General features: G+C 39.9%; 21 protein-coding genes. 17 read left to right on the forward strand and 4 right to left on the reverse strand.

What is annotated here, in order from left to right:
- The first annotated feature begins 13 nt into the window (after positions 1 to 13).
- The 3 genes from BN2425_RS15670 to yfcE are packed head-to-tail and all read left to right on the forward strand — an operon-like array spanning position 14 to position 1,685.
- Entirely contained in the window at positions 14 to 421 is a 408-nt protein-coding gene (locus BN2425_RS15670; RefSeq protein ID WP_042461404.1) for a CidA/LrgA family protein, read from the forward strand.
- Positions 399 to 1,085: an LrgB family protein gene (locus BN2425_RS15675; protein WP_042461406.1), complete on the forward strand. Its 687-nt coding sequence runs from the start codon at positions 399 to 401 to the stop codon at positions 1,083 to 1,085. Before BN2425_RS15670 ends, BN2425_RS15675 begins: the two co-directional genes overlap by 23 nt.
- A 54-nt stretch (positions 1,086 to 1,139) precedes the next feature.
- Positions 1,140 to 1,685, forward strand: coding sequence for a phosphodiesterase (yfcE, locus tag BN2425_RS15680; RefSeq protein WP_042461410.1), 546 nt, complete (start codon positions 1,140 to 1,142; stop codon positions 1,683 to 1,685).
- A gap of 146 nt (positions 1,686 to 1,831) precedes the next feature.
- Here the strand turns inward: yfcE and BN2425_RS15685 are convergent, their stop codons facing one another.
- Positions 1,832 to 2,170: a replicative helicase loader/inhibitor gene (locus tag BN2425_RS15685; RefSeq protein ID WP_052352898.1), complete on the reverse strand. Its 339-nt coding sequence runs from the start codon at positions 2,168 to 2,170 to the stop codon at positions 1,832 to 1,834.
- A 708-nt stretch (positions 2,171 to 2,878) separates the two neighbouring features.
- Here BN2425_RS15685 and spo0A point away from each other — a divergent pair.
- The 5 genes from spo0A (at position 2,879) to BN2425_RS15710 (ending at position 6,713) form a co-directional block, all read left to right on the forward strand.
- Positions 2,879 to 3,673, forward strand: a complete 795-nt coding sequence (gene spo0A, locus BN2425_RS15690; protein WP_042461413.1) for a sporulation transcription factor Spo0A — start codon at positions 2,879 to 2,881, stop codon at positions 3,671 to 3,673.
- Positions 3,674 to 3,743: 70 nt separating this feature from the next.
- Positions 3,744 to 5,072 carry an ATP-binding protein gene (locus tag BN2425_RS15695; RefSeq protein ID WP_195891953.1) on the forward strand — a complete coding sequence of 443 codons (1,329 nt, stop codon included), beginning with the start codon at positions 3,744 to 3,746 and terminating at the stop codon, positions 5,070 to 5,072.
- Positions 5,073 to 5,284: 212 nt separating this feature from the next.
- A complete protein-coding gene (locus tag BN2425_RS15700; RefSeq protein ID WP_042461674.1) occupies positions 5,285 to 5,731 on the forward strand; it encodes a hypothetical protein in 447 nt (148 codons plus the stop codon).
- A gap of 1 nt (position 5,732) precedes the next feature.
- Entirely contained in the window at positions 5,733 to 5,960 is a 228-nt protein-coding gene (locus BN2425_RS15705; protein ID WP_042461420.1) for a helix-turn-helix transcriptional regulator, read from the forward strand.
- Between the two features lie 24 nt (positions 5,961 to 5,984).
- Positions 5,985 to 6,713 carry a DUF4386 domain-containing protein gene (locus BN2425_RS15710; protein WP_042461421.1) on the forward strand — a complete coding sequence of 243 codons (729 nt, stop codon included), beginning with the start codon at positions 5,985 to 5,987 and terminating at the stop codon, positions 6,711 to 6,713.
- 305 nt (positions 6,714 to 7,018) lie between these two features.
- Here BN2425_RS15710 and BN2425_RS15715 read toward each other — a convergent pair whose 3' ends face one another.
- Positions 7,019 to 7,603 (reverse strand): uracil-DNA glycosylase, encoded by a 585-nt coding sequence (locus tag BN2425_RS15715; RefSeq protein WP_042461423.1) that lies wholly within the window; start codon positions 7,601 to 7,603, stop codon positions 7,019 to 7,021.
- A 142-nt stretch (positions 7,604 to 7,745) separates the two neighbouring features.
- Between BN2425_RS15715 and BN2425_RS15720 the strand changes: the two genes are divergently transcribed.
- Together BN2425_RS15720 and BN2425_RS15725 are read left to right on the forward strand one after the other, a co-directional pair.
- Complete coding sequence (locus tag BN2425_RS15720; protein ID WP_042461426.1) at positions 7,746 to 9,542, forward strand: dihydroorotate dehydrogenase; 1,797 nt, start codon at positions 7,746 to 7,748, stop codon at positions 9,540 to 9,542.
- A 245-nt stretch (positions 9,543 to 9,787) separates the two neighbouring features.
- Positions 9,788 to 10,093, forward strand: a complete 306-nt coding sequence (locus BN2425_RS15725) for an MmcQ/YjbR family DNA-binding protein (protein WP_235714654.1) — start codon at positions 9,788 to 9,790, stop codon at positions 10,091 to 10,093.
- 98 nt (positions 10,094 to 10,191) lie between these two features.
- Here BN2425_RS15725 and pdxR read toward each other — a convergent pair whose 3' ends face one another.
- Positions 10,192 to 11,574 carry a MocR-like pyridoxine biosynthesis transcription factor PdxR gene (gene pdxR, locus BN2425_RS15730; protein ID WP_042461432.1) on the reverse strand — a complete coding sequence of 461 codons (1,383 nt, stop codon included), beginning with the start codon at positions 11,572 to 11,574 and terminating at the stop codon, positions 10,192 to 10,194.
- A 141-nt stretch (positions 11,575 to 11,715) separates the two neighbouring features.
- On the opposite strand from pdxR, the gene BN2425_RS15735 reads away from it, so the two are divergent.
- The 3 genes from BN2425_RS15735 to BN2425_RS15745 all read left to right on the forward strand — a co-directional run bounded on the left by BN2425_RS15735 (position 11,716) and on the right by BN2425_RS15745 (position 14,332).
- Positions 11,716 to 12,156: a GNAT family N-acetyltransferase gene (locus BN2425_RS15735; RefSeq protein WP_042461434.1), complete on the forward strand. Its 441-nt coding sequence runs from the start codon at positions 11,716 to 11,718 to the stop codon at positions 12,154 to 12,156.
- A 234-nt stretch (positions 12,157 to 12,390) separates the two neighbouring features.
- Positions 12,391 to 13,386 carry an ABC transporter substrate-binding protein gene (locus BN2425_RS15740; protein WP_042461439.1) on the forward strand — a complete coding sequence of 332 codons (996 nt, stop codon included), beginning with the start codon at positions 12,391 to 12,393 and terminating at the stop codon, positions 13,384 to 13,386.
- Positions 13,387 to 13,579: 193 nt separating this feature from the next.
- Entirely contained in the window at positions 13,580 to 14,332 is a 753-nt protein-coding gene (locus BN2425_RS15745; protein WP_042461441.1) for an NADPH-dependent oxidoreductase, read from the forward strand.
- Between the two features lie 278 nt (positions 14,333 to 14,610).
- Here BN2425_RS15745 and BN2425_RS15750 read toward each other — a convergent pair whose 3' ends face one another.
- Positions 14,611 to 15,915 (reverse strand): GDSL-type esterase/lipase family protein, encoded by a 1,305-nt coding sequence (locus BN2425_RS15750; RefSeq protein WP_042461444.1) that lies wholly within the window; start codon positions 15,913 to 15,915, stop codon positions 14,611 to 14,613.
- A gap of 479 nt (positions 15,916 to 16,394) precedes the next feature.
- Here BN2425_RS15750 and BN2425_RS15755 point away from each other — a divergent pair, with 479 nt between their 5' ends.
- From BN2425_RS15755 to BN2425_RS15770, 4 genes are all read left to right on the forward strand, one after another.
- Positions 16,395 to 16,790 carry a VOC family protein gene (locus BN2425_RS15755; protein ID WP_042461447.1) on the forward strand — a complete coding sequence of 132 codons (396 nt, stop codon included), beginning with the start codon at positions 16,395 to 16,397 and terminating at the stop codon, positions 16,788 to 16,790.
- A gap of 242 nt (positions 16,791 to 17,032) precedes the next feature.
- Positions 17,033 to 18,337 carry an ABC transporter substrate-binding protein gene (locus BN2425_RS15760; protein ID WP_042461449.1) on the forward strand — a complete coding sequence of 435 codons (1,305 nt, stop codon included), beginning with the start codon at positions 17,033 to 17,035 and terminating at the stop codon, positions 18,335 to 18,337.
- Between the two features lie 107 nt (positions 18,338 to 18,444).
- Entirely contained in the window at positions 18,445 to 19,371 is a 927-nt protein-coding gene (locus BN2425_RS15765; RefSeq protein WP_235714655.1) for a carbohydrate ABC transporter permease, read from the forward strand.
- A 12-nt stretch (positions 19,372 to 19,383) separates the two neighbouring features.
- On the forward strand, positions 19,384 to 20,265 hold the full coding sequence (locus tag BN2425_RS15770) for a carbohydrate ABC transporter permease (RefSeq protein WP_235714656.1): 882 nt from the start codon (positions 19,384 to 19,386) through the stop codon (positions 20,263 to 20,265).

The following is a 20,265-nucleotide window of genomic DNA, read 5'->3' on the forward strand; positions in this document are numbered from 1 at the left end:
GGGATGTCTTTTTGTGAAAAGTGCCTTCCTGTTCGTTGCCCAATTATTCTTTATTTGGGCTATTTATGCATTTTCAAAATACATGGTTGAGACCCTTGATATTCCGATTCCATCAAGTGTGTTGGGGATGGTGATTTTATATCTTCTATTAACTTGTAAAGTCATCCAGGTAAAGTTTATTGAGAAGGGAGCCGCCTTTTTAAACAAACATTTAGGATTTTTCTTCGTACCAATTGCCGTCGGATTAATGAATTATGGAGGATTGATCAAGGCTCATGGATTACAATTGCTGCTCATGATAGCTGGAAGTACCATGATTGGCCTAGCAATCACGGCTGGAATCACACAGTATTTGACGAGGAAGGATAAGAAAACAGCAGAGGAGGACAAGGGATACCATGGACAGTCTCACTCTGCTTAGTATCATCATTACAATTGCTGTTTACATAGGTGCATCCAAACTGGCAAAGCGTTTTCCATCGCCGTTTACCACACCAATCCTAACGGCCACTATCGCCATTATCGCTATCCTTAGCTTGCTGCATATTAACTATAACGAGTATACGGTGGCGAAAGATTGGATGACCTTTTTGTTAGGGCCTGCTACTGTTGCTCTTGCAGTGCCTATGTATAATAATCAAAAGATTATAAAGGAAAGATTGAAGCCAGCTGTCTTTGGTTTGGTCAGCGGCACGATCGCCACGATTACCTCTGCCGTTTGGCTTTCGAAATTATTGGGTTTATCCGATACCATCCAAGCGACATCTGCTGTAAAGGCCGTTACAACGCCTGTGGCCATTGAAGCGGCAGCTCTTATTGGTGGAAATCCTCCACTTGCAGCAGCATTTGTCATTACGGCAGGCATTTTTGGAGCCGTATTAGGACCAATCTTATTAACGTTAATGAAAATTACAGATCCGTTTTCTCGTGGCATTGGTATTGGTACGGTATCCCATGGGATTGGCACCAGTCAAATCATGACAGAAGGACCAGTTCAAGGAGCGGTATCCAGTATGGCTATGGGCTTTGCAGCGATTATTACTTCAATCCTTCTGCCATGGCTTTATCCGTTCATACAGTTTTAATATAATGGTTATATAAATGATGGCGGGTGACCGCTGCATGTGAGGGATGATTAGATGAAGCTGGGAATTATCAGTGATACACATGGAGGTTATGAAAATACACTCCAAGCTCTAAAGCTTCTTAAAGGTTCTGATCAAATCTGCCATTTGGGTGATGTCCTTTATCATGGCCCGCGAAATGATATTCCGGAAACGTATAACCCAAAGCAATTGGCGGAATTTCTTGAGGGACGGAAAGATATAGTCTATATCCGCGGCAATTGCGATGCGGATGTCGACGAGATGGTGCTGGGGCAAGACCTTTCCCATAAATCAAGAGTAATCACGTTTGACAATTACAAGTTTTATCTCGTTCATGGATATGAAGAGACGGAAGAAGAGCGGATCCTGCGGGCAAAAGAGCTTGGATGCCAGGTTGTCATCTCCGGCCATACTCATGTCAAAGTGTTAAAGGAACAAGACGGGGTTATCGTACTTAATCCCGGAAGCACCACGATCCCAAAGGACGGGACCAGCTCTTTTGCATTTTATGAAAATGGTCAAATTGAACTTTGGGATCTAGATAACCAATTACAAATAAAGGTGTTAAAATTAAAATAACTCTGTTAAAAAGGTGCCTGCGACATCCTGTTTTGGAGATACTAGGCGCCTTTTTATCTACTGTTGTCTTGGTATAGCCCGGCATGGCTGAACAGGAGCTAGTTTTTTTGTAAGAATCAGCGAGATTTACAGTGTTGTATAAGAGGTTACCTTACACTCCTTACTGAATATTCAGCAATCCAGTAAGGAAGTTCAGTTCGGTGGAAATGGTGTTGTTCACGTTCAATTCTCTCACGTTCTTCATTCATCCATCTCTGTAACGCTTTTGGGATTTCCGCATCTCCACTGGCAAATACCGCAATATCAGCCATAGCGGGTGGGAACGGACTAATCCTAATATGGTTTTTCAGCTTGGCCATCACCTTATCAAAATCCATTTGGCTGCAAAACTCGAACCATTGCTGAACCGTACCATCCTTGAATAGGAACTTGGGATAGGCCTTTTCCGTTAAAACTAGTAGTTTCATTAATTCACTCTTTGTCATTGCTTTTTCTCCTATAACGAATTATTTCCTCATCGAATCATAGTTTGACCTGCTCTTTCTTGAAGTTATTTGCCGTTTTTATACGCTCTAGTTTTGTCCTAAATCCTTTTCACCATACGCTGCACGTCTGTTTTATCTCTCTTTGAATTCACACAATTTAGAAATATCTTGCAAAATACTTATTTTTACATTATAATAATATTTTGGATAGGGGTTATAAAGCTCTTATTTTTTATGGTTGTTTACATTTTGATAGATTATTCGAATACTCCTTTATAGACCGACTGTAATGTGCTAGACAATTGGATTGAGCTAGTCATAAGTCAAGATGGGTCCTATTCCCGTCTTGGCTTTTTTTTGTTTTTGTCTCTATTAAACGATAATGTAGAATTTTTAACTTCGTTGATTGGAGCGGAAGGCGCTTGACTCCTCGAAAATCCTCAATTATGCAACGCATAATTTCGTGCGGAGAAAGTTCATGGATGCTTTCCTTGTGCTATCACATTTTCTTCGTGCGTGGGCAGATTCGAGGATGAATTTCAGTGTCCTGCGGGAGTACGGGGCCGAGGAGGATCGCCGGCATGCCAGCGAGAACGCTTAAGCGACTGGAGCGGAAATCAACATCCAAATTTAGCAGAGCCTTGTTTTTAAATGAACCATTTTGAGAAAAAAGCCAAAAATTAATAGATAAAAAGGGGGAGCGTCAAGATGATAAAGGTTGCTATCATTGATGATAACATCGAATTTACAGAGATTCTCCAAGAGTACTTATCAACTCTGGAAAACATAGACGTGGTAGGGGTAGAGCATAATGGGCTAAATGGAATGAAATTAATAAGCGATGAAAACCCAGACCTCGTAATATTAGATCTCATCATGCCATATTCCGATGGTCTTTCATTATTGAAAAACCTCTATACAGACTACAAAGGTTTAAAGGTTTTAATCCTTACCTCCTTAGGGTCTGAGGATATCATTATAAGAGCTAGGGAGTTGGGAGCAAGCTACTTTTTGATGAAGCCCGTTGAACTAAGCGTTTTATCTGATACAATAAATTCAATTTTCCCAGAGGAAAGCCTCTCTACAAACAAACAGAAAGAGAAGAAGGAGCAATTGAATAAAAAAATAGATGATTTAGAAATGAAAGTTACAGACATCCTTCGCTCTTTAGGGATTACAGCAAATCTTAAGGGATACTTTTTTTTAAGAGAAGCGATTCAAATGGCTGGTGCTGAGGATATTTTATTAGGAGGAAATTGGGGGTTAACGACAGAAATCTATCCAGCTATTGCAGAACAACACCATACTACAGTCAGCCGGGTAGAAAGAGCGATTAGGCATGCGATTGAAGTGGGGTGGAATCGAGGAAATAGGGATGTATTAGAAACTATATTTGGCCATTCTGTAAGCGAATGGAAGAGTAAACCTAGTAATGGGAAATTTATTGCGCTAATTTCCGATTATCTTAGATTAAAACAGTACGCTGGTTCTACTCGGGTTTAGCGATAATTGATTGCAAGCTGTATAAATAGCAGGCTTAAAGGATATCCCTTGTAAATATGGGATGGATAGAATGTTGAACAACACAGACACAGAAATGGAGGATAACATGACCTATTTAGTTCCTTTAACCAATTCATTAAAAGTCGAACAAGGTGCACATATACTGTATTTCTATGAATCATACGAAAAATATGTGGATAATGCCGTTTCCTTTATTGAAACAGGTATTGCTTTAGGGCAGTATATTGTTTTCATAGATACTCCCCAGATATATGAGAGTGTTTTGGAAAGACTGGGAAAGATTGATATGTCAAAAATTAAATATGTGTGTAATTTTGAATTTTACGAGATGTATCATGACTTTCACTTTGAACGAGTTCTAAAGAATTTAAAGGATGTTTTCCAGCCATATGTTGATGGTGAACTGATTGTTAGGCTATGGGGTCACGTGGATTGGTTGAAGGAAAATCAAGTTCTAAGCAGAGTAAAGAAATATGAATGTTCATGTGATATTGCAGTGGACCAATTAGGATATACCACCGTTTGTGCCTATGAAAGTGGAAAGGTTTCTGCTAACGTTTTCTTAGAAATGATGAGAAGTCACACATACATCATGACAGATAATGAAATCGTACGCAGCGGCCTTTATAAGACTTCTAACCTTCATAATCCATCCGTTTTTCCATCTTTAAGTGCACAGAGTAAGATTGAATCGGAAATGGATTTGTATAAGCAAAAGCTTGACTTTGTTCATGTAGTATCTCATGAAGTACGAAATCCGTTAACGGTCATCAAATCGTACGCAGCACTTTTGGCGAATGAGGAAAAGGATAAACATCGAATTGCCAGATTAGAAGCGATTAAAAACTATGCGGTCGTTATTGACCATGAAATCTCACATATTATTAATACCGAACAAATGCTATCAACAGATGCAGTTTGGCAGAAGAAGTTACTTCTAGCGAAGGATGCTATCGAAGAAGTGTACGATATTATGAAAATAAAGGCACAAACCCAGGGAATTACATTGATTGCTAACATCATGCTTTGTGGAAATGAAATGATCCTAGCTAATTTAATTGGGTTTAAATTAGTCCTCTCCAACTTGCTTAGTAACGCCATTAAATATAGCTTTGAGGGCAGTGCCATTTATTTAGATGTTACTGAACAGGATCAATATTTGCATTTTAAAATTAAAGACCATGGTATTGGTATGTCTCAAGAGGAAATACAAAAGCTTTTTCGAAAGTACGAAAAAGTAAATCAAGAACAAAGCGGTCAGGGAATCGGGCTATTCATGGTTAAAAAATTGGTGGATCATTTTAATGGAACGGTTAGGGTTGAAAGCGAAAAGAATGTAGGCACCACATTTTTTGTCAACTTTCCTGTCAATAGTTAAAGGTGTTAGAAACGAGGAGTGCCTTACAAAAAGGAAGTACAAGTTAATCGTACTTCTTTTTTTGTTGCAGTTTTCTAACCAACTGAATTCTGCAGAATTGGAGCGGTGATTTTTTCTGTTATTTTTTGGTAAAAATTTCTTGACTTGATGTATAGTTTACTTTACATTATGTATAACAAACTTTACTAAATAAGGAAAAGGTGGTGTTAACCCTGACTTATCAAGAAAAGAAAAGCATTGTATCGTTAGTCAGCGTAATTTTCATATTTATCTCTTTTTGTTTGTACATGTACCCAAAGTATCCCGGTGGCGGTCTCGAGTCGACTGAAACATTTCGATTTTGGGGTTCCTTTGTCCTCATCTTGACTTTGGTTTCCATCATAGCGCACATCATAATTAGCATTATTTTTAATATCACCTTTAGAATGATGACTGGAGAAAAGGAACCAAAATTTGAGGATGAACTGGATAAGTTAATTTCCTTAAAGGCATTTCGAAATTCCTTTTTTGTGTTTATCTTAGGCTTTCTTATGGCAATGGGGTCACTGGTCGTTTCTAAGCCTTCACAAGTGATGTTCATGATTCTCATCGCTTCAGGATTTATTTCTGACCTGATTGGTTCTGCCACAAGACTTTATCACTATAGGAAAGGAGTTTAGCATGGGAAAAAATCTTGTCGGCAATCATATCCGAAAATTACGGTTCAACCATGATGAAATGACCCAGCAACAGTTGGCTGACAAGGTAGGCGTCACAAGACAAACAATCGTGGCGCTCGAAAAGGGAAACTACTCCCCATCACTAGAACTGGCTTTTCGGATTGCTCACGTCTTTAACTTACCTTTGGAAGAAGTATTCTTTTACGGGGATAGCACAAGAGAGAAATGAATTTATTGGAAAGAAGGGGATAAGATGAATTCAAAGAAGGCGGCAAGGATTGTAGGGACTTTGTTTATACTGGCGGCTGTAACAGCGGTAATAGGCAGTTTTGTTTTCTATGATCCTGTCCTAAACGACTCCAATTATCTCGTGAAAAGTTCGGAACATGCCAATCAGGTGCTGCTGGGAGCGTTAATGGAGCTAATTCTTGTGGTTTCAGCCATAGGTACAGCCACTACCATGTTTCCTATTTTAAGAAAGTATAATGAAACGATTGCTCTTTGGCATGTATGTTTTAGATTTCTTGAAGCGATTATCATTACTGTTGGTGTCATCAGTGTGTTGTCACTAGTAACATTAGGACGGGAATACGTATCAGCAGGTGCCTCAGATATTGCTTCTTTTCAAGCTTCAAGTATTATTTTAAAAGCGATACATGACTGGACATTCATGCTCGGCCCCCTTTTTATGCTGGGTATCAATACGATTATGTACAGTTATATTTTTTATAAATCCAAGCTCGTTCCGAGATTGATCCCTATCTTGGGTATGACGGGGGCAGCACTAGTGTTTCTTTGTGCTTTGTTAGTCATGTTTGGTGTCATTGCACAGGTTTCTTTTTGGGGTGGCATTTTGGCACTGCCAGTAGCCGCAAATGAAATGATTTTAGCGGTATGGCTGATTGTTAAAGGATTCAATCAGTCTGCCCTTGCTTCCATGTCATTAAAAACGAAAAGGACCGAGATAGTAGTTCACAGCTAAACAATCCTTCTGCGTTAGCAAGTAGATGGGGCGATAAATAGAGCTTGGAGAGAGTCCCTTTTAATTAGGACCCTCTTTTTTTGGGGGCAATGGAAAAAGCGCCGGTAAAATTGTGAACTTTGCCGGTAAACAGATCCAAACTGCTGGTAACCAAAACATGTTCTTTTCAAAGAGCAAAGTATTAAAAAAATAATGATGTAGAGAACAAAAAGTTAATAACAGCCAGGCTCTGCCTGACATTTCAAATGTGCCACTTTGTGCAGCAAATAAAAGCATATCCCATATAAGGAGCTTTAATAACAGGGCTAATGGAATGGTCCATTTTTAAAATAGCAGTCTGCCAGCAACCTCCAATCTTCTAAGAATAATGGCCAAAGGTTAGGCCGCCGCCTGACAGCTAAAGGATGGTAGGCTGCAGTTGTTAGAAACCCGTGGACATCATGCATTTTCCCCCGTAATGATTTAACGTCGGTCTCAGGATTTTGAAAAAAGGTTTGGACCGAAACGTTTCCAAGGCAGAAGATAAATTGAGGCCGTTTTGATACCAGTTGCTGTTTTAGGTGATGCATACAGATGTCCCTTGTTCGTTCTTTATCATATGCCCGTGTAGGCCTTCTTTTTAAAATATTGGTGACATATAAATCATTAACTGTTAACCCCACCTCATTGGCGGCTTGCTGCAGCGTGTGCCTTGTTCCACAGACAAAGGGTTTGTTGTCTCTGTCTTCAAGTGCTCCAGGATTGTCTAACAAAATCAAGATCGGTGCATCTGGATTCCCCTCACCCCAAACCATTCGTGATCCATGCTTATCCAATCCACATTCGCTGCAGTTCCTTTGGTCTTCAGGAGTGAGTTCTTCCGGCCATAATGAAGCGCAAAAATCTGCCAAACTTTTACCTCCTATGAATAACAGTGATGTAATTTTAATATCCCCAAAACGATTTCTTCCAATTTATAGATGTACAGAAATATAGTAAAATTAAACAAAAAAATCCTTTTGAGGATGTTGAGAGAGGAGGGGGAGTCCAGCTTTGCCAGATTGGTCGTATCATACTCTATTTAAACCCATACTCCATAAGCTGCCGACTTCCTTTAGCCGGGAATTCATTCACCGTAGCATGAGTTTGTTATCTTCCATATCAATAGGGGAAGCGTTGATCGAGTTCCTTGGCCATATGAGTCCTTCGAAACAACTTGAAAAAACAAGGTTCGGCAGTTCCTTCCCATCTCCAGTTGGACTAAGCGGCAAAATTGACTCTCAATTAACTGGTCTGCCAGCTTTTCAAAACCTTGGTTTTGGCTTCCTAGAGATTGGTCCCGTTTCCATACAAGGCCCAACAGTGGAGGAAAAACTTTTTGTCGACTCAAAACTGAAACAAATAAAGGGATATACCGGACAGCCTATACAGCTAGAGGCGGTTAAGGAGAGACTTAAGGCTATTAAGAAAAAGAAGTTACCCTTCTTTATAAGAGTAGAGGGAAATATTCAAGAAATCGAGCGGATTTGTGAAGAGCTCTTTCCTTTTAGTGTTGGATTTATTGTAAACAACGATGCTTTCGATTCACCAGCCCAATATCATGATTTTCAAGAAAAGGTTAGGAAACCGGTTATATTGGCCTGTTTTGGGGGGGATTTTTCGAATGTGGATCAGCTGAAACTTTATCATCCTAGTGGAATTCTCCTAGAAGGCTGTAATTCGACAGATGAGATGACTGATTCCTTGAATGCATTCAAAAAGTTATTTAATGAAGAGACTCCAATTATCACTTCAGGTGGAGTTAGCCAGCCGGCAGATGCCCTCCATTTATTGAATAATGGAGCCTCCTTGGTCATGTTGGGCTTTGAGTATATATTTGCTGGACCGGGTTTGCCAAAGCGGATCAATGAGGCATACACTAACAGGCTCCCAAAGGAACCAGTGATGACTACAGGATGGCTTTGGTATTGGTTATTTGGGTTGGCGATTACCATTGCCGGCTTCATCGCACTCATATTCAGCATGACTTCTATTATCCTTCCGTATGATGAATCGTTTTTAGGGATTCTGCGAAACGATATTCTAAATTTTAATCCAGCTATTTTGTATTTTATGGCACATGACCGGACGACTCTTTCCGGAACGATGATCTCAGGGGGATTTATCTACATGCAGCTTGCGAGGCATGGTATCCGGCATAACCTTCATTGGGCAAGAAGGGCGGTCAATACGGCAGGAATTCTTGGTTTTCTTGGAATTTTGTTGTTTATCGGTTACGGTTATTTTGACGGGCTTCATGGATTGTTTTGGCTTATTTTATTGCCGTTATTTATTGGAGGATATGTCAAATCTAGAAATGCCAAAGCAGCACCTGCCGGAACCAACCTTTACAATCACCGCTTTTGGAAGTGGAGCTTAATTGGACAGTTGGCGTTTATCTCGTTAGGGACAGCTTTAGCGGTTGGCGGGGTGGTCATCTCTAGCATTGGGGTATCAAGTGTTTTTGTCCCAACTGACCTTACTTATTTATGTCTGTCTGCAGAGATGATGGATGAATTTAATGAACGGCTAATTCCGGTTATAGCGCATGACCGGGCTGGTTTTGGGAGTGCCCTCCTAAGTGTGGGCTTACTCGTTTTGATGCTCTCTTTATGGGGAATTCGAGAAGGAGAGAGCTGGGTCTGGTGGACTTTTGCCATTGGTGCAATTCCTGCCTTTGCAGCTGGAATTGTCACTCATTTTGTCATTGCTTATACTGATTTTCTCCACTTATTGCCGGCTTATGTGGCGGTTATTCTCTATATTATAGGAGTGATTGGCACTGCGCCTTATTTATTAAAGAGGGAGTAGTTGGACTCGTTTGTTTTTTTTAGGTTGCGCCATTAAGGATGTTTTTGGGGAAGAGGTTTCTGCAATCGTTGCAAATTTATTTGCGAGGAGACACCATCCAATGGACAACCGATATCTTGTGTGCTTATTCCTAACATAACATTGCAGTTCTTGAAGGTAAATTAAATCTGAAGTAGGTGAAACAAGAGATGATGACACAGAATTCAAAGAATATACTTGAACAATTGCGAAAGGTTTGTCTTGAAATGCCTGAAGCAAAAGAACTAATTGATGGTTTTGGTCACAACACTTATAAAGTGAATGGGAAATCTTTTGTAATCTCAGGTGAAGGGGAGAAAGGATTCAGGTTGTCATTTAAGTCAGACCGGGAGACACAACAACTTTTGCTGCAAAAAAGCTATTTTTATAAAACGCCTTATATAGGACATCACGGCTGGGTTTCAATTGAGAATCCAACTGGCGAAGTATGGACTGAGTTGGCCGATTTAATACAAGAAGCCTATTTGCGAGCAGCACCCAAACGTTTAGTGAAAAAGTGGAATGAAAAATAATGCTTGCCACCTCCCTGAAACTTTCATTCAATTCGGGTGGTGACAAGCTTTTTTAGAGGCTTTATCGCGTTAATAAGATGGGGGACTGTCCCCATGTTTTATCCAATCCAGGCTTGTTTCAAGAGATGAACTCCCTTTTTGATTTCTTCAATTGATAGGTTGCTAAAGCCTAGTTGGAGCATGGGTCTTGGAGGTTTTTGGTTTATGTAATATTGTGAAGTAGGATACACCTTTACTCCCTGTTCTAGTGCTTGTGGGATAAGCGTATCCTCGGTGGTGCCGCTTTGAAATTCGATTAATAAATAAAGTCCTGAAACAGTTCCAATAAGGGTGATTGCTTCACCGAATGTCTCTTGTAAAGTACTGACGAGCGTCTGCATTTTTCGTTTATAGGTAGCTCGCATTTTTCGAATGTGTGAATCCCAGTGGCCGCGTTCCATAAATAGCGCCATTGTTTGCTGGTGAATAACGGAAGCAGTTTGTTCAACATTGTCAAAAAGTTGGTTGAACCGTTCCAGCAGAGGGGCAGGCAAAACCATATAACTCAGCCGGATTGATGGCAAAAATACCTTTGAAAAAGTACCTAAATAAATAACTCTTGCATCCGGTATAAGCGAACATAGAGCGGGGATTGGCTGTTGTTTGTACCGGAATTCACTGTCGTAATCATCCTCAATAATATAGCCATTTACTTCCTGTACCCATTTTAATAATTGCTGACGCTCAGGTATCGGCATGGTAACACCTAATGGAAAATGGTGGGAAGGAGTAATATAGACTAACCTCGCACTCGATTGCTGCAACTGTTGCATGCTGATACCTTTTGATGTCACATCGATCGGGGCAATTTCAAACTGGTGCATCTCAAAAATGGATCGAGCTCCATCATATCCTGGATTTTCAACTGCAATGGAAGAGTAAAACGCCTTTAATAAAATGGCTAATTGCATTAATAATTGTTGGGTGCTGCTGCCTATTATAATCGATGCGGGTCCGGTTTGAATTCCCCTTGATTGCAATAGGTAGTTTGCAATCTCTTTTCGCAGTTGCAGTTCCCCGTTTCGTTGGCCATAAGTGTACGTGATCTTCTGTCTTAACACTTCATTAGAACAACGTCGCCAATCTTTTAGGGGAAAGGCTTGCTGGTCTACTGCACCTGCCCGAAAGTCTATGGCAATCTTTTTTTTACCTGAAATCATGGGTTGCTCTGTCTCCTGAGGACCAGAGATATGGATGGGGGTAAATGGTTCAACATAATAGCCCTTTTTATGTACGCTTCGGATATAGCCTTCCGCCAATAATTGTTCATAGGCTATAAGCGATGTATTCCTGCTTACGTTTAGAGACTCAGCAAGTTGGCGGATCGAAGGCAGATGTGTATCAGGCTCCAGATCTCCTTTTTCAATTAATTGTCGAATCGAATGATAGATTTGCTTATATTTCGGTCTATTTTCATCGAATAGTATCAATAATTCCCTCATTAAAGTCCCCTAACTGACATGTAAATATGATTAAATCTGTACCTTTTTCTTATGTCACTTCTTGTGAATAATATAGTTAAGGAATCAAGGTAATGCAAGAAAAAGTTGCAGTGGCATTCTCTTAAAAAGGGGTTAGAGAGTATGAAAATTGTCAGAGCAAGTATGGAGTTCTTGGATGATATTGTACCATTGTTCAATAGCTATCGTATGTTTTATGAACAGCCAAATGACGAAGAAGGGGCAAGGGCTTTTATTCAAGCTAGGATAGAAAATGGTGAATCTATCATATTTGTAGCTTTTGAGGGAGAACAGGCCGCCGGATTTCTGCAGTTATATCCTACCTTTTCATCAGTTGGCATGCAGAAAGCCTACATTTTAAATGACCTATTTGTCGATCCAGACTTTAGAAAAAGAGGTGTTGGCATAGCACTGATGAACGCAGCCTTCCAGTTTGGAGAAAAAGAGAAAGCAAGGTATATCATGTTAGAAACAGCACCGAATAATTATACAGCCAAAGCATTGTATGAGGGCATGGGAATGAAGGTGTCGAATGAGTATGATAGTTATATAAAATATTTATAAGTCCATGATCGAGAATACTAAAGTACGAGATATGAATAGATAAATCGGTAAACTTAAGGAAAGCTTAAACCCAAGATAGATGGTTTACGCTTTTTTATTTTTCTTAATGAGGTAGAAAATGACAAAATATCATTTTATTTGAAAATTTCTATTGTCGCGTAATGACACAACGTGTTAAAATCTGAATATTATAAATAGTTTGTAAGATTATCTTACAATAGAAAGGGGAAAGGAATGAAAAAGAGTTTAGCACTATTATTGTCTAGCTTGGTCCTGCTGCTTGCAGCATGCGGTGGGGGGAATAAAGAAGCCGGAGGAGAAGAAAAAGAGAAAGTTGTAAAAGTAGGGATTACCCAGCTTGTTGAACATCCTTCTTTGGATGCAGCAAGGGAGGGGTTTATTGCCGCCTTGAAGGATGCCGGTTATAAAGAAGGAAAGAATCTAAAGCTAGATTACCAGAACGCCCAGGGGGACATGAACAATAATATGTCGATTGCCCAAAACCTGGTAGCTGATAAGGAAGATCTCATCTTGGCGATTGCTACAGCAAGCGCCCAATCGGTGATCAAATCCACGAAGGATATTCCCATTTTATTCACTGCTATAACAGATCCCGTTGGTGCACAACTGGTGCAAAGTCTAGACAAGCCTGGCGGAAATGCAACGGGGACATCAGATACGCACCCAGATGCGATAAAGAAAACCATTGCTTCCATTAAAACCTTTGTACCCGATGCAAAGAAGGTAGGAATTATCTATAACAACGGTGAACCTAACTCCGTTGTAAACGTTAAAAATGCCAAGGCTGCATTAAAGGAAGCTGGGCTGGAATCCGTTGAAACGACTATAACAACGAGCTCCGAAGTAAAGCAAGCGGCCGAGTCATTGGTGGGCCGTGTAGATGTAATCTATATTCCAAAGGATAATACGGTTGTGTCTGCTTTAGAATCTGTTATAACAGTTGCCAATGACCAAGATATTCCCTTGTTTGCTGGTGAAGGAGACTCTGTAAAACGGGGCGCTTTTGCATCTTATGGACTGGACTACCATGACCTTGGCTATACGACAGGAAAAATGGCAGTAGATATTCTGAAAGGAAAGAAACCAAGTGATATCCCTGTTGGTTTCCCAGAAAAGCTTGAGCTGTATATCAACAAAAAGGCAGCTCAGGAAGAAGGGATTACCTTAACAGAGGAGATGTTAAAGGAAGCCAAGATAGTTGGAGAATAAAATATTCGGTTCCTAACGATATAAAAAATGAGCCCGACTCAGTCAATAAACTGAACGGGTTCTTTTTTTTGTTTATCTGGTATGCAAAAGACCAACACGGCAAAAATGTCTGTACTGGTCTTTTTCGTGAGGCTTTCCTCAGTTTGTATTTTAAGTCGTTGGTGTAGTATCGTATACACGAGGAGTGAATTGTATGAATGAAACCATTAAAACGTTAAGAAACCATCGCTCAGTAAGGGACTTTGATTCGGAAAGAGAAGTAAATGAGGATGAGATAAAAACCATTATTGAGGCGGCATTGGCTGCACCCAATTGGATTAACGGCCAGCAGGTGAGTGTAATCGAGGTAAGAGACCCTGAACGGAAAGCGGCATTGGCAATAGCTGCTGGCAACCAAAAGTGGATAGAGGAATCTACGGTATTTCTTGTTTTTTGCATGGATTTCTTTCGTGCGAAGCTTGCGGCTGAAAAGAATGGTGCTGATTTTAAAATTGTCGATGACATAGAGGCGGTGATTGTCGGGTCAACCGATGTCGGAATCGCTTTAGGAAGTGCGGTTGCAGCAGCTGAATCGATGGGGCTTGGGACAGTGCCAATCGGTGGCATCAGGAGAAACTCCCAAACCTTCGTGGATGTGTTGAATCTTCCGGAATATGTTTTTCCCATATCAGGTCTGGTCGTCGGTCACTCAAAAACTATTCCTGGACAAAAACCAAGGCTGCCGCTTAATGCGACTCTTCAAAAAGAACATTATGATAAAAAACTCCAAGAGGAAATCATAGACCAATATGATCAAACCATCTCATCTTATATGTCAGAACGGACGGACGGCCAAGATACGAGTAACTGGTCAAGTAAAATCGCCTATTTTTATGATAATGGTTTTGATCAATATGCAAAGAACTCCGCTCCCACTTTGAAGAAACAAGGATTTCATTACAAGTAGAGTGATACAAGCCAATATTCTATTAGGAGCCATTATCATGGTTGGAATGATTGGTTTATAAAATAAAAAGCACCGAAAAGTTCAGTGCCTTGTATTTTGCGCTTGATTAATAATTTATAATTAGTTGTACTTTAAGAAACGAGGGTGTCCCAAAAGTATGACTTTTTGGGACACCCTCGTTTGTACTTATCATTCTTGAGCTTCTGTTGATTCATGCTCCAGCCAAGTAGCCTAGCTGTAGTTCGACAAAATGGCCTTATCGATAATCCTTAAACATTCTAACTTTTGATCCGTTTTCTTTGAACGAACATTGCGGACAAACCAATCAAGAAAATGAGCGCTCCTGCCGTCAAATAATTATACATTGGGGTTGCGGTTTGCGGCAGGCTGTTTGTCGTAGCAACGGTCGAGACAGGAGTTGCCGGAACTGTCGGAACCGTTGTTGTCGGTACAGTTGGTGTTGGTGGTGCAGGAGGTGTTGTTGGTTCAGTCGGTGTTGTAGGCTCAGTCGGTGTTGGCGGTTCTGGGTCTGCCGGTACAGGTTCCTCTTTTATAATATTTTCAATATCAATGGTAGCAACTTTTTCCTGAGTACATTCACATTTGTTTGTGCTTTTTACATAAACCGTATATTGGCCGTTTTCGGTTACTTGAAAAGCAGAGTCACTAATCTCGGTACCATCTGATACGAAGTCTTCCACCGCCTTTTCACCAGGCAGCCATTTCATGGAAACAACCTCATCAGCATTTGTTTCAACAGAGATGGTAACTGGATCTGTTGTCTGTTCTGTTGGTGTTGCTGACAATTGGATGGAGAGCTCCTCTTCCCCATCAAGTGAGCCAATGATATCATCTGCTAAACCGGCAAGTACATGGTGACCTCTTGGGTTTGGATGAATGTCACCCGATAACAGTAATTTCGACTGATATCCATCAAATGCTGAATAAGCGTCTGCTAAATACGTATCAGAATGACCATCAAGCGGATTAATGGCACTATCGTTGACCTTTGAAATGAATTCATCACCAAGTTTATGTAGAATGTGATAAAAAGGATCTTCACTTTCTCCAAATGGATTATACAGATTGTAAAGTATAATCGGCGCACAAATATTTTGGTCACGGATTTCTTTAATAATTTTTGGTAAGTTACTTGCCAGTTTATCTGCAGCAGCATTTAGCGAAGAAATCATCGCCAGCTTTTCTTCCCATGTCAGTTTCTTTCGCTCAAGGTCTGTCAATCCTGTAGCTTGAATTAGATCATTGCTTCCAATATTAAGAGTAATAACATCGGCATGCTCTAAATGATATCGAAACTGGCCTTCCGGATGGACAAGAGAGTCTAGCAATTCTTGTGATGTTTGATTGCGTTTGCCATAGTTTTGTACAACATATTCCCCATGATTTCCTATCTGATGAGGAAAGGCCAATCTGGGATTTCCTCCAGAATTAAGAGTGATAGAGTCCCCAAGTGCTACGAGGCTTGACGTATCATCCTCGCCGTCTGCAAATGCAAATGAAGAGAACAGGGTGTTCAGAGCAAGCATGAGGATGAATAAGATAGACAATCGTTTGACTTTCAAAATGTAATCCTCCTTTTTAAAATTTGTTCTTTATTAAGTACATTATAATAAACAACAATTTTAAAACTCAATCACTTCCATTCTACAAAATTTGCAAAAAACCATTTTTCTTTAATCAGGGAACTTTGTTTTTAAAAAAATCAGAACCTTTAAGACTGTAGTGTTCATGGAGTTTGGAAGGCTCCTTCCCTATTATTTTTCCTAAAATTTAGTAGTATAAGATTTTGTCGAGTCAGTGCAGAAAATATCAAAATATTTTTTTGTGTATAAACTGTCTCATAAAAAGAACATGGTTGATGTCCATTCTTTTTTCAGAAAAATGATATATAATTGGGGCTTGGACAGTTGGATTGCTAAATACATAACGGAGAAGAATTTTATAATCCAAAAGTTGGAATATATAACCAATAAATAAGCTATAATAGAGAGGTATTATACAAGACTACGACATACTACTATAAATAATAGAGGTGATTACCATGGGAAGATTGATACATTTTGAGATCCATGTGGATGACATGGATAGGGCAAAGAAGTTTTATGGAGAGGTGTTTGGCTGGGCATTCCAAGACTGGAGTGAGTACGCAGGGATGTCTTATTTTGGTGCAGTGACTGGAGAAGAGAAGGAACCTGGAATTAATGGAGCACTTATGCAGCGTCAAAGTCCTCCTCCGGAAGCAAACCAGCCTTTAAACGGATATGCCTGTACAATGGGCGTGGAAAACTACGATGAAGTGGAAGCCAAAATACTAGAGAATGGCGGTAAGGTAGCTTTGCCTAAATACGCCCTGCCAGGAATGGCTTGGCAAGGTTATTACGTAGATACAGAAGGAAATATTTTTGGTATTCATCAGCCAGATGAAAACGCAAAATAAAAAGTGCCTGTTAAAGTCAGAAGTCTTGCTTGATGGACATTGCATAGGTATTTACTCATAGAGGACTTTGTTAACTCCACGTAAAGGGGGGTAACAAAGTCCTCTTTTTATTGGAGCAATAAAGTCAAAAAAGTCATATAACCAGTAAAATTAATCTTATAGGATGAGAGGTTAAATTTGATAACCTTTAAATGTAAAGGTTTTCAAAAATGATATTAAAAATTAAAAATGGGAGGTTCATTATGAAAAAGAGTCTCGGCTTAATTTTTACACTCATTCTGTTAATGAGTAGTGTATTGGTGGGGTGCGGTTCTAAAGATACCGCATCAAGCGATTCAAAAGATAGCAAAGATGGAAATGAAAAAGTGACGCTAAAAGTCACCGTATGGAACTACGATACAACACCTGAATTCAAGGCTTTGTTCACAGCCTATGAAAAGGAAAATCCGAATGTCACCATCGAACCAGTTGACATTGAAGCCGCACAGTATGACCAAAAATTAACAACCATGCTGGCTGGTAACGATGATTCAGATGTTTTAACCATGAAAAACTTGATTGGGTATTCCAACTATGCATACCGTGGCCAATTAAAAGACATGACTTCCTACGCAAAAACATTAGATGAAGATAAGTACATGGGCACTTTAGATTACATGAAAGATGATAATGGAAAAATCTACGCATTGCCTTACCGGAACGACTTCTGGGTACTTTATTACAACAAAAAAATGTTTGACCAAGCAGGCGTAAAATATCCGGACAACATCACTTGGGAAGAATACAGAGACTTAGCGAAGAAATTAACCTCTGGCTCAGGGGATACAAAAGTATACGGTGCTTATAACCATGTTTGGAGATCAATTACAAACTCTACTGCTGCCGCACAAGTTGTTGGTAAGCCAGATGCATTAGTAAAAGGCGATTATAGCTTCATTAAAGATATGTATAAAACATTCCTAGGCATGCAGGAAGATAAGAGTGTTCTAGATTATGGTACTGCAAAATCAACCAACACGACTTATGCATCCCAATTTGAAACAGAAAAAGCCGCAATGCTTCCAATGGGTACTTGGTATATGGCTGGTGTCCTTAATTCGAAAAACGCAGGTAAAACCAATGTAGATTGGGCAATTGCTCCACTTCCACAAAAGGAAAAAGGCAAAGTAAAAACATGGGGCTCTCCAACGGCTTTCGCGGTTAATAAAAACGCTGCCCACAGCAAAGAAGCTGAAAAGTTTGTGAAATGGGCTTCTGGCGAAGAGGGTGCAAAAGTGGTAGCAGGAGTTGGCGTCGTTCCGGCATATCGTACGGATGCCATTAATGAAACCTACTTTAAGGTTGCTGGAATGCCAAGCGATGAACTTTCTAAGAAAGCGTTTAAAACAGACTTCTTCAATATTGAAATGCCAATGGACAAAAACTCTGCCGCTATTGACAAAATTCTTAACGAAGAACATGACTTGATCATGATAGGCGAAAACAGTGTGGATAAAGGTCTTAAAGCGATGGAAGACCGTGTGAAATCTGAAGTATTGAAAAAATAGAAACAATAAATGGGGCAAAAGCGAGGGGGAATGTATCCTCGCTTTTGTCCCCATTTAACCCCTTTGTTGAAAGGAGAGAACCGCTAAATTAAAAACAGCGGGCCAATATGAGTAATACAAACTTGATGCTAAATACTACTCCCAAAATAGTCACAGAAAAGCAGCGGCGAAGAAGAAATAACTTAATTGCATGGTCCTTTATTACCCCAAATTTCCTTGGATTCGCCATTTTTACCTTAGTCCCTGTAATAGCTTCCTTTGTTATTGCCTTTATGAAGTGGGATGCCTTTTCCGCTCCAGAATTTGTTGGTTTTGAGAACTTTAAATCGATGATTCATAACCAGACATTTTGGATCTCCCTTTGGAATACGGTCTATTATACAATCGGCACCGTACCACTGACCTTAATTGCCGCTTTGCTGTTAGCCATTTTACTCAATAAAAAAGTCCGCGGAATCAGCACCTTTCGTGCCGCCATCTTTTTCCCGTATGTCACTTCTTTAGTTGCTATTGCCGTGGTATGGAATATGTTATTTCACCCGGATATGGGGCTAATTAATGACTTTTTACGCTGGATTGGAATTGACAATCCTCCGGGATGGACATCTTCTTCCAAATGGGCGATGCCAGCCATTATTATCGTAAGTGTTTGGCGCGGAATGGGCTATTACATGGTCCTCTATTTAGCGGGATTACAGAGTATTCCGAGAGAATTATATGAAGCTGCTAAAATTGACGGCGCAAATACTTGGCAGGAATTTAGGCATGTAACACTGCCAATGCTTGCACCAACTACTTTCTTAGTATTAATTTTATTAACCATTTCCAGCTTTAAAGTATTTGACTTGATTCAGGTCATGACAATGGGTGGACCAGGCCGTGCTACCAACGTGTTGGTTTATCTGATTTACAACGAAGCATTTGTCAATTACGACTTTGGTTTTGCTTCTGCTATTTCGTTAGTATTATTCATTATTGTTTTAGGAATTACGATTATTCAATTCCGAGTTCAGGAAAAGAATACAGACTTTTAGGGGGTGAACAACTTGGACGCTTCAGCAAAAACAATGGATACCGCAACGAAAAGCCCAGTGATGTCACGAAAAACAAAAGAAAAAATCGGAAATGCCATTACGTATATCTTTTTACTTTTACTATCTTTGTTGGTATTGATCCCATTTTTCTGGATGATTTCATCCTCATTAAAACAAGATAACCAAGTATTTAGTATCCCAATGGAATGGATTCCTTCCAAACCACAATGGAATAACTTTGTCGTTATTTGGGATCAAATCCCGTTATTAACCTTCTTTAAAAATACGATCTTTTTAAGTGTAGTCATTACCATCATTCAAGTGTTGACCAGCAGTTTTGCAGCCTATGGATTTTCTAAAATGAAGTTTAAGGGACGAGATACACTGTTCCTTGCTTATATTGGCACGATCGCTGTCCCATGGCAGGCTTATATGATTCCGCAGTTTATCATGATGAGGGAAGTGCATCTGACTGATACCTTGTGGTCTTTGGTGTTATTGCAAGCCTTTAGTGCATTTGGTGTTTTCTTAATGAGACAGTTTTATATGAGTATCCCAGAGGAACTAAGTGAAGCCGCCCGCGTGGATGGGTTAAACGAATACGGAATTTACTTTAAGATCATTTTGCCGTTATCAAAACCGGCTCTGACCACCCTGGCCGTTTTAACTTTCGTTAATACTTGGAACGATTACATGGGTCCATTTATTTATTTAAATTCAACTGAAGTGAAAACGATTCAGTTAGGTCTGCGGATGTTTGTCACTTTGTATGATGCTCAGTATGCGTTGATTATGGCTGCCTCGTTGATATCGATTATTCCGATTGCCATTGTGTTCATCTTTGCCCAACGATACATTATTGAAGGAATTGCAACGACTGGTATGAAAGGCTGA

The sequence above is a fragment of the Neobacillus dielmonensis genome (assembly GCF_000612665.1).
GTDB classification, from domain to species: domain Bacteria; phylum Bacillota; class Bacilli; order Bacillales; family Cytobacillaceae; genus Neobacillus; species Neobacillus dielmonensis.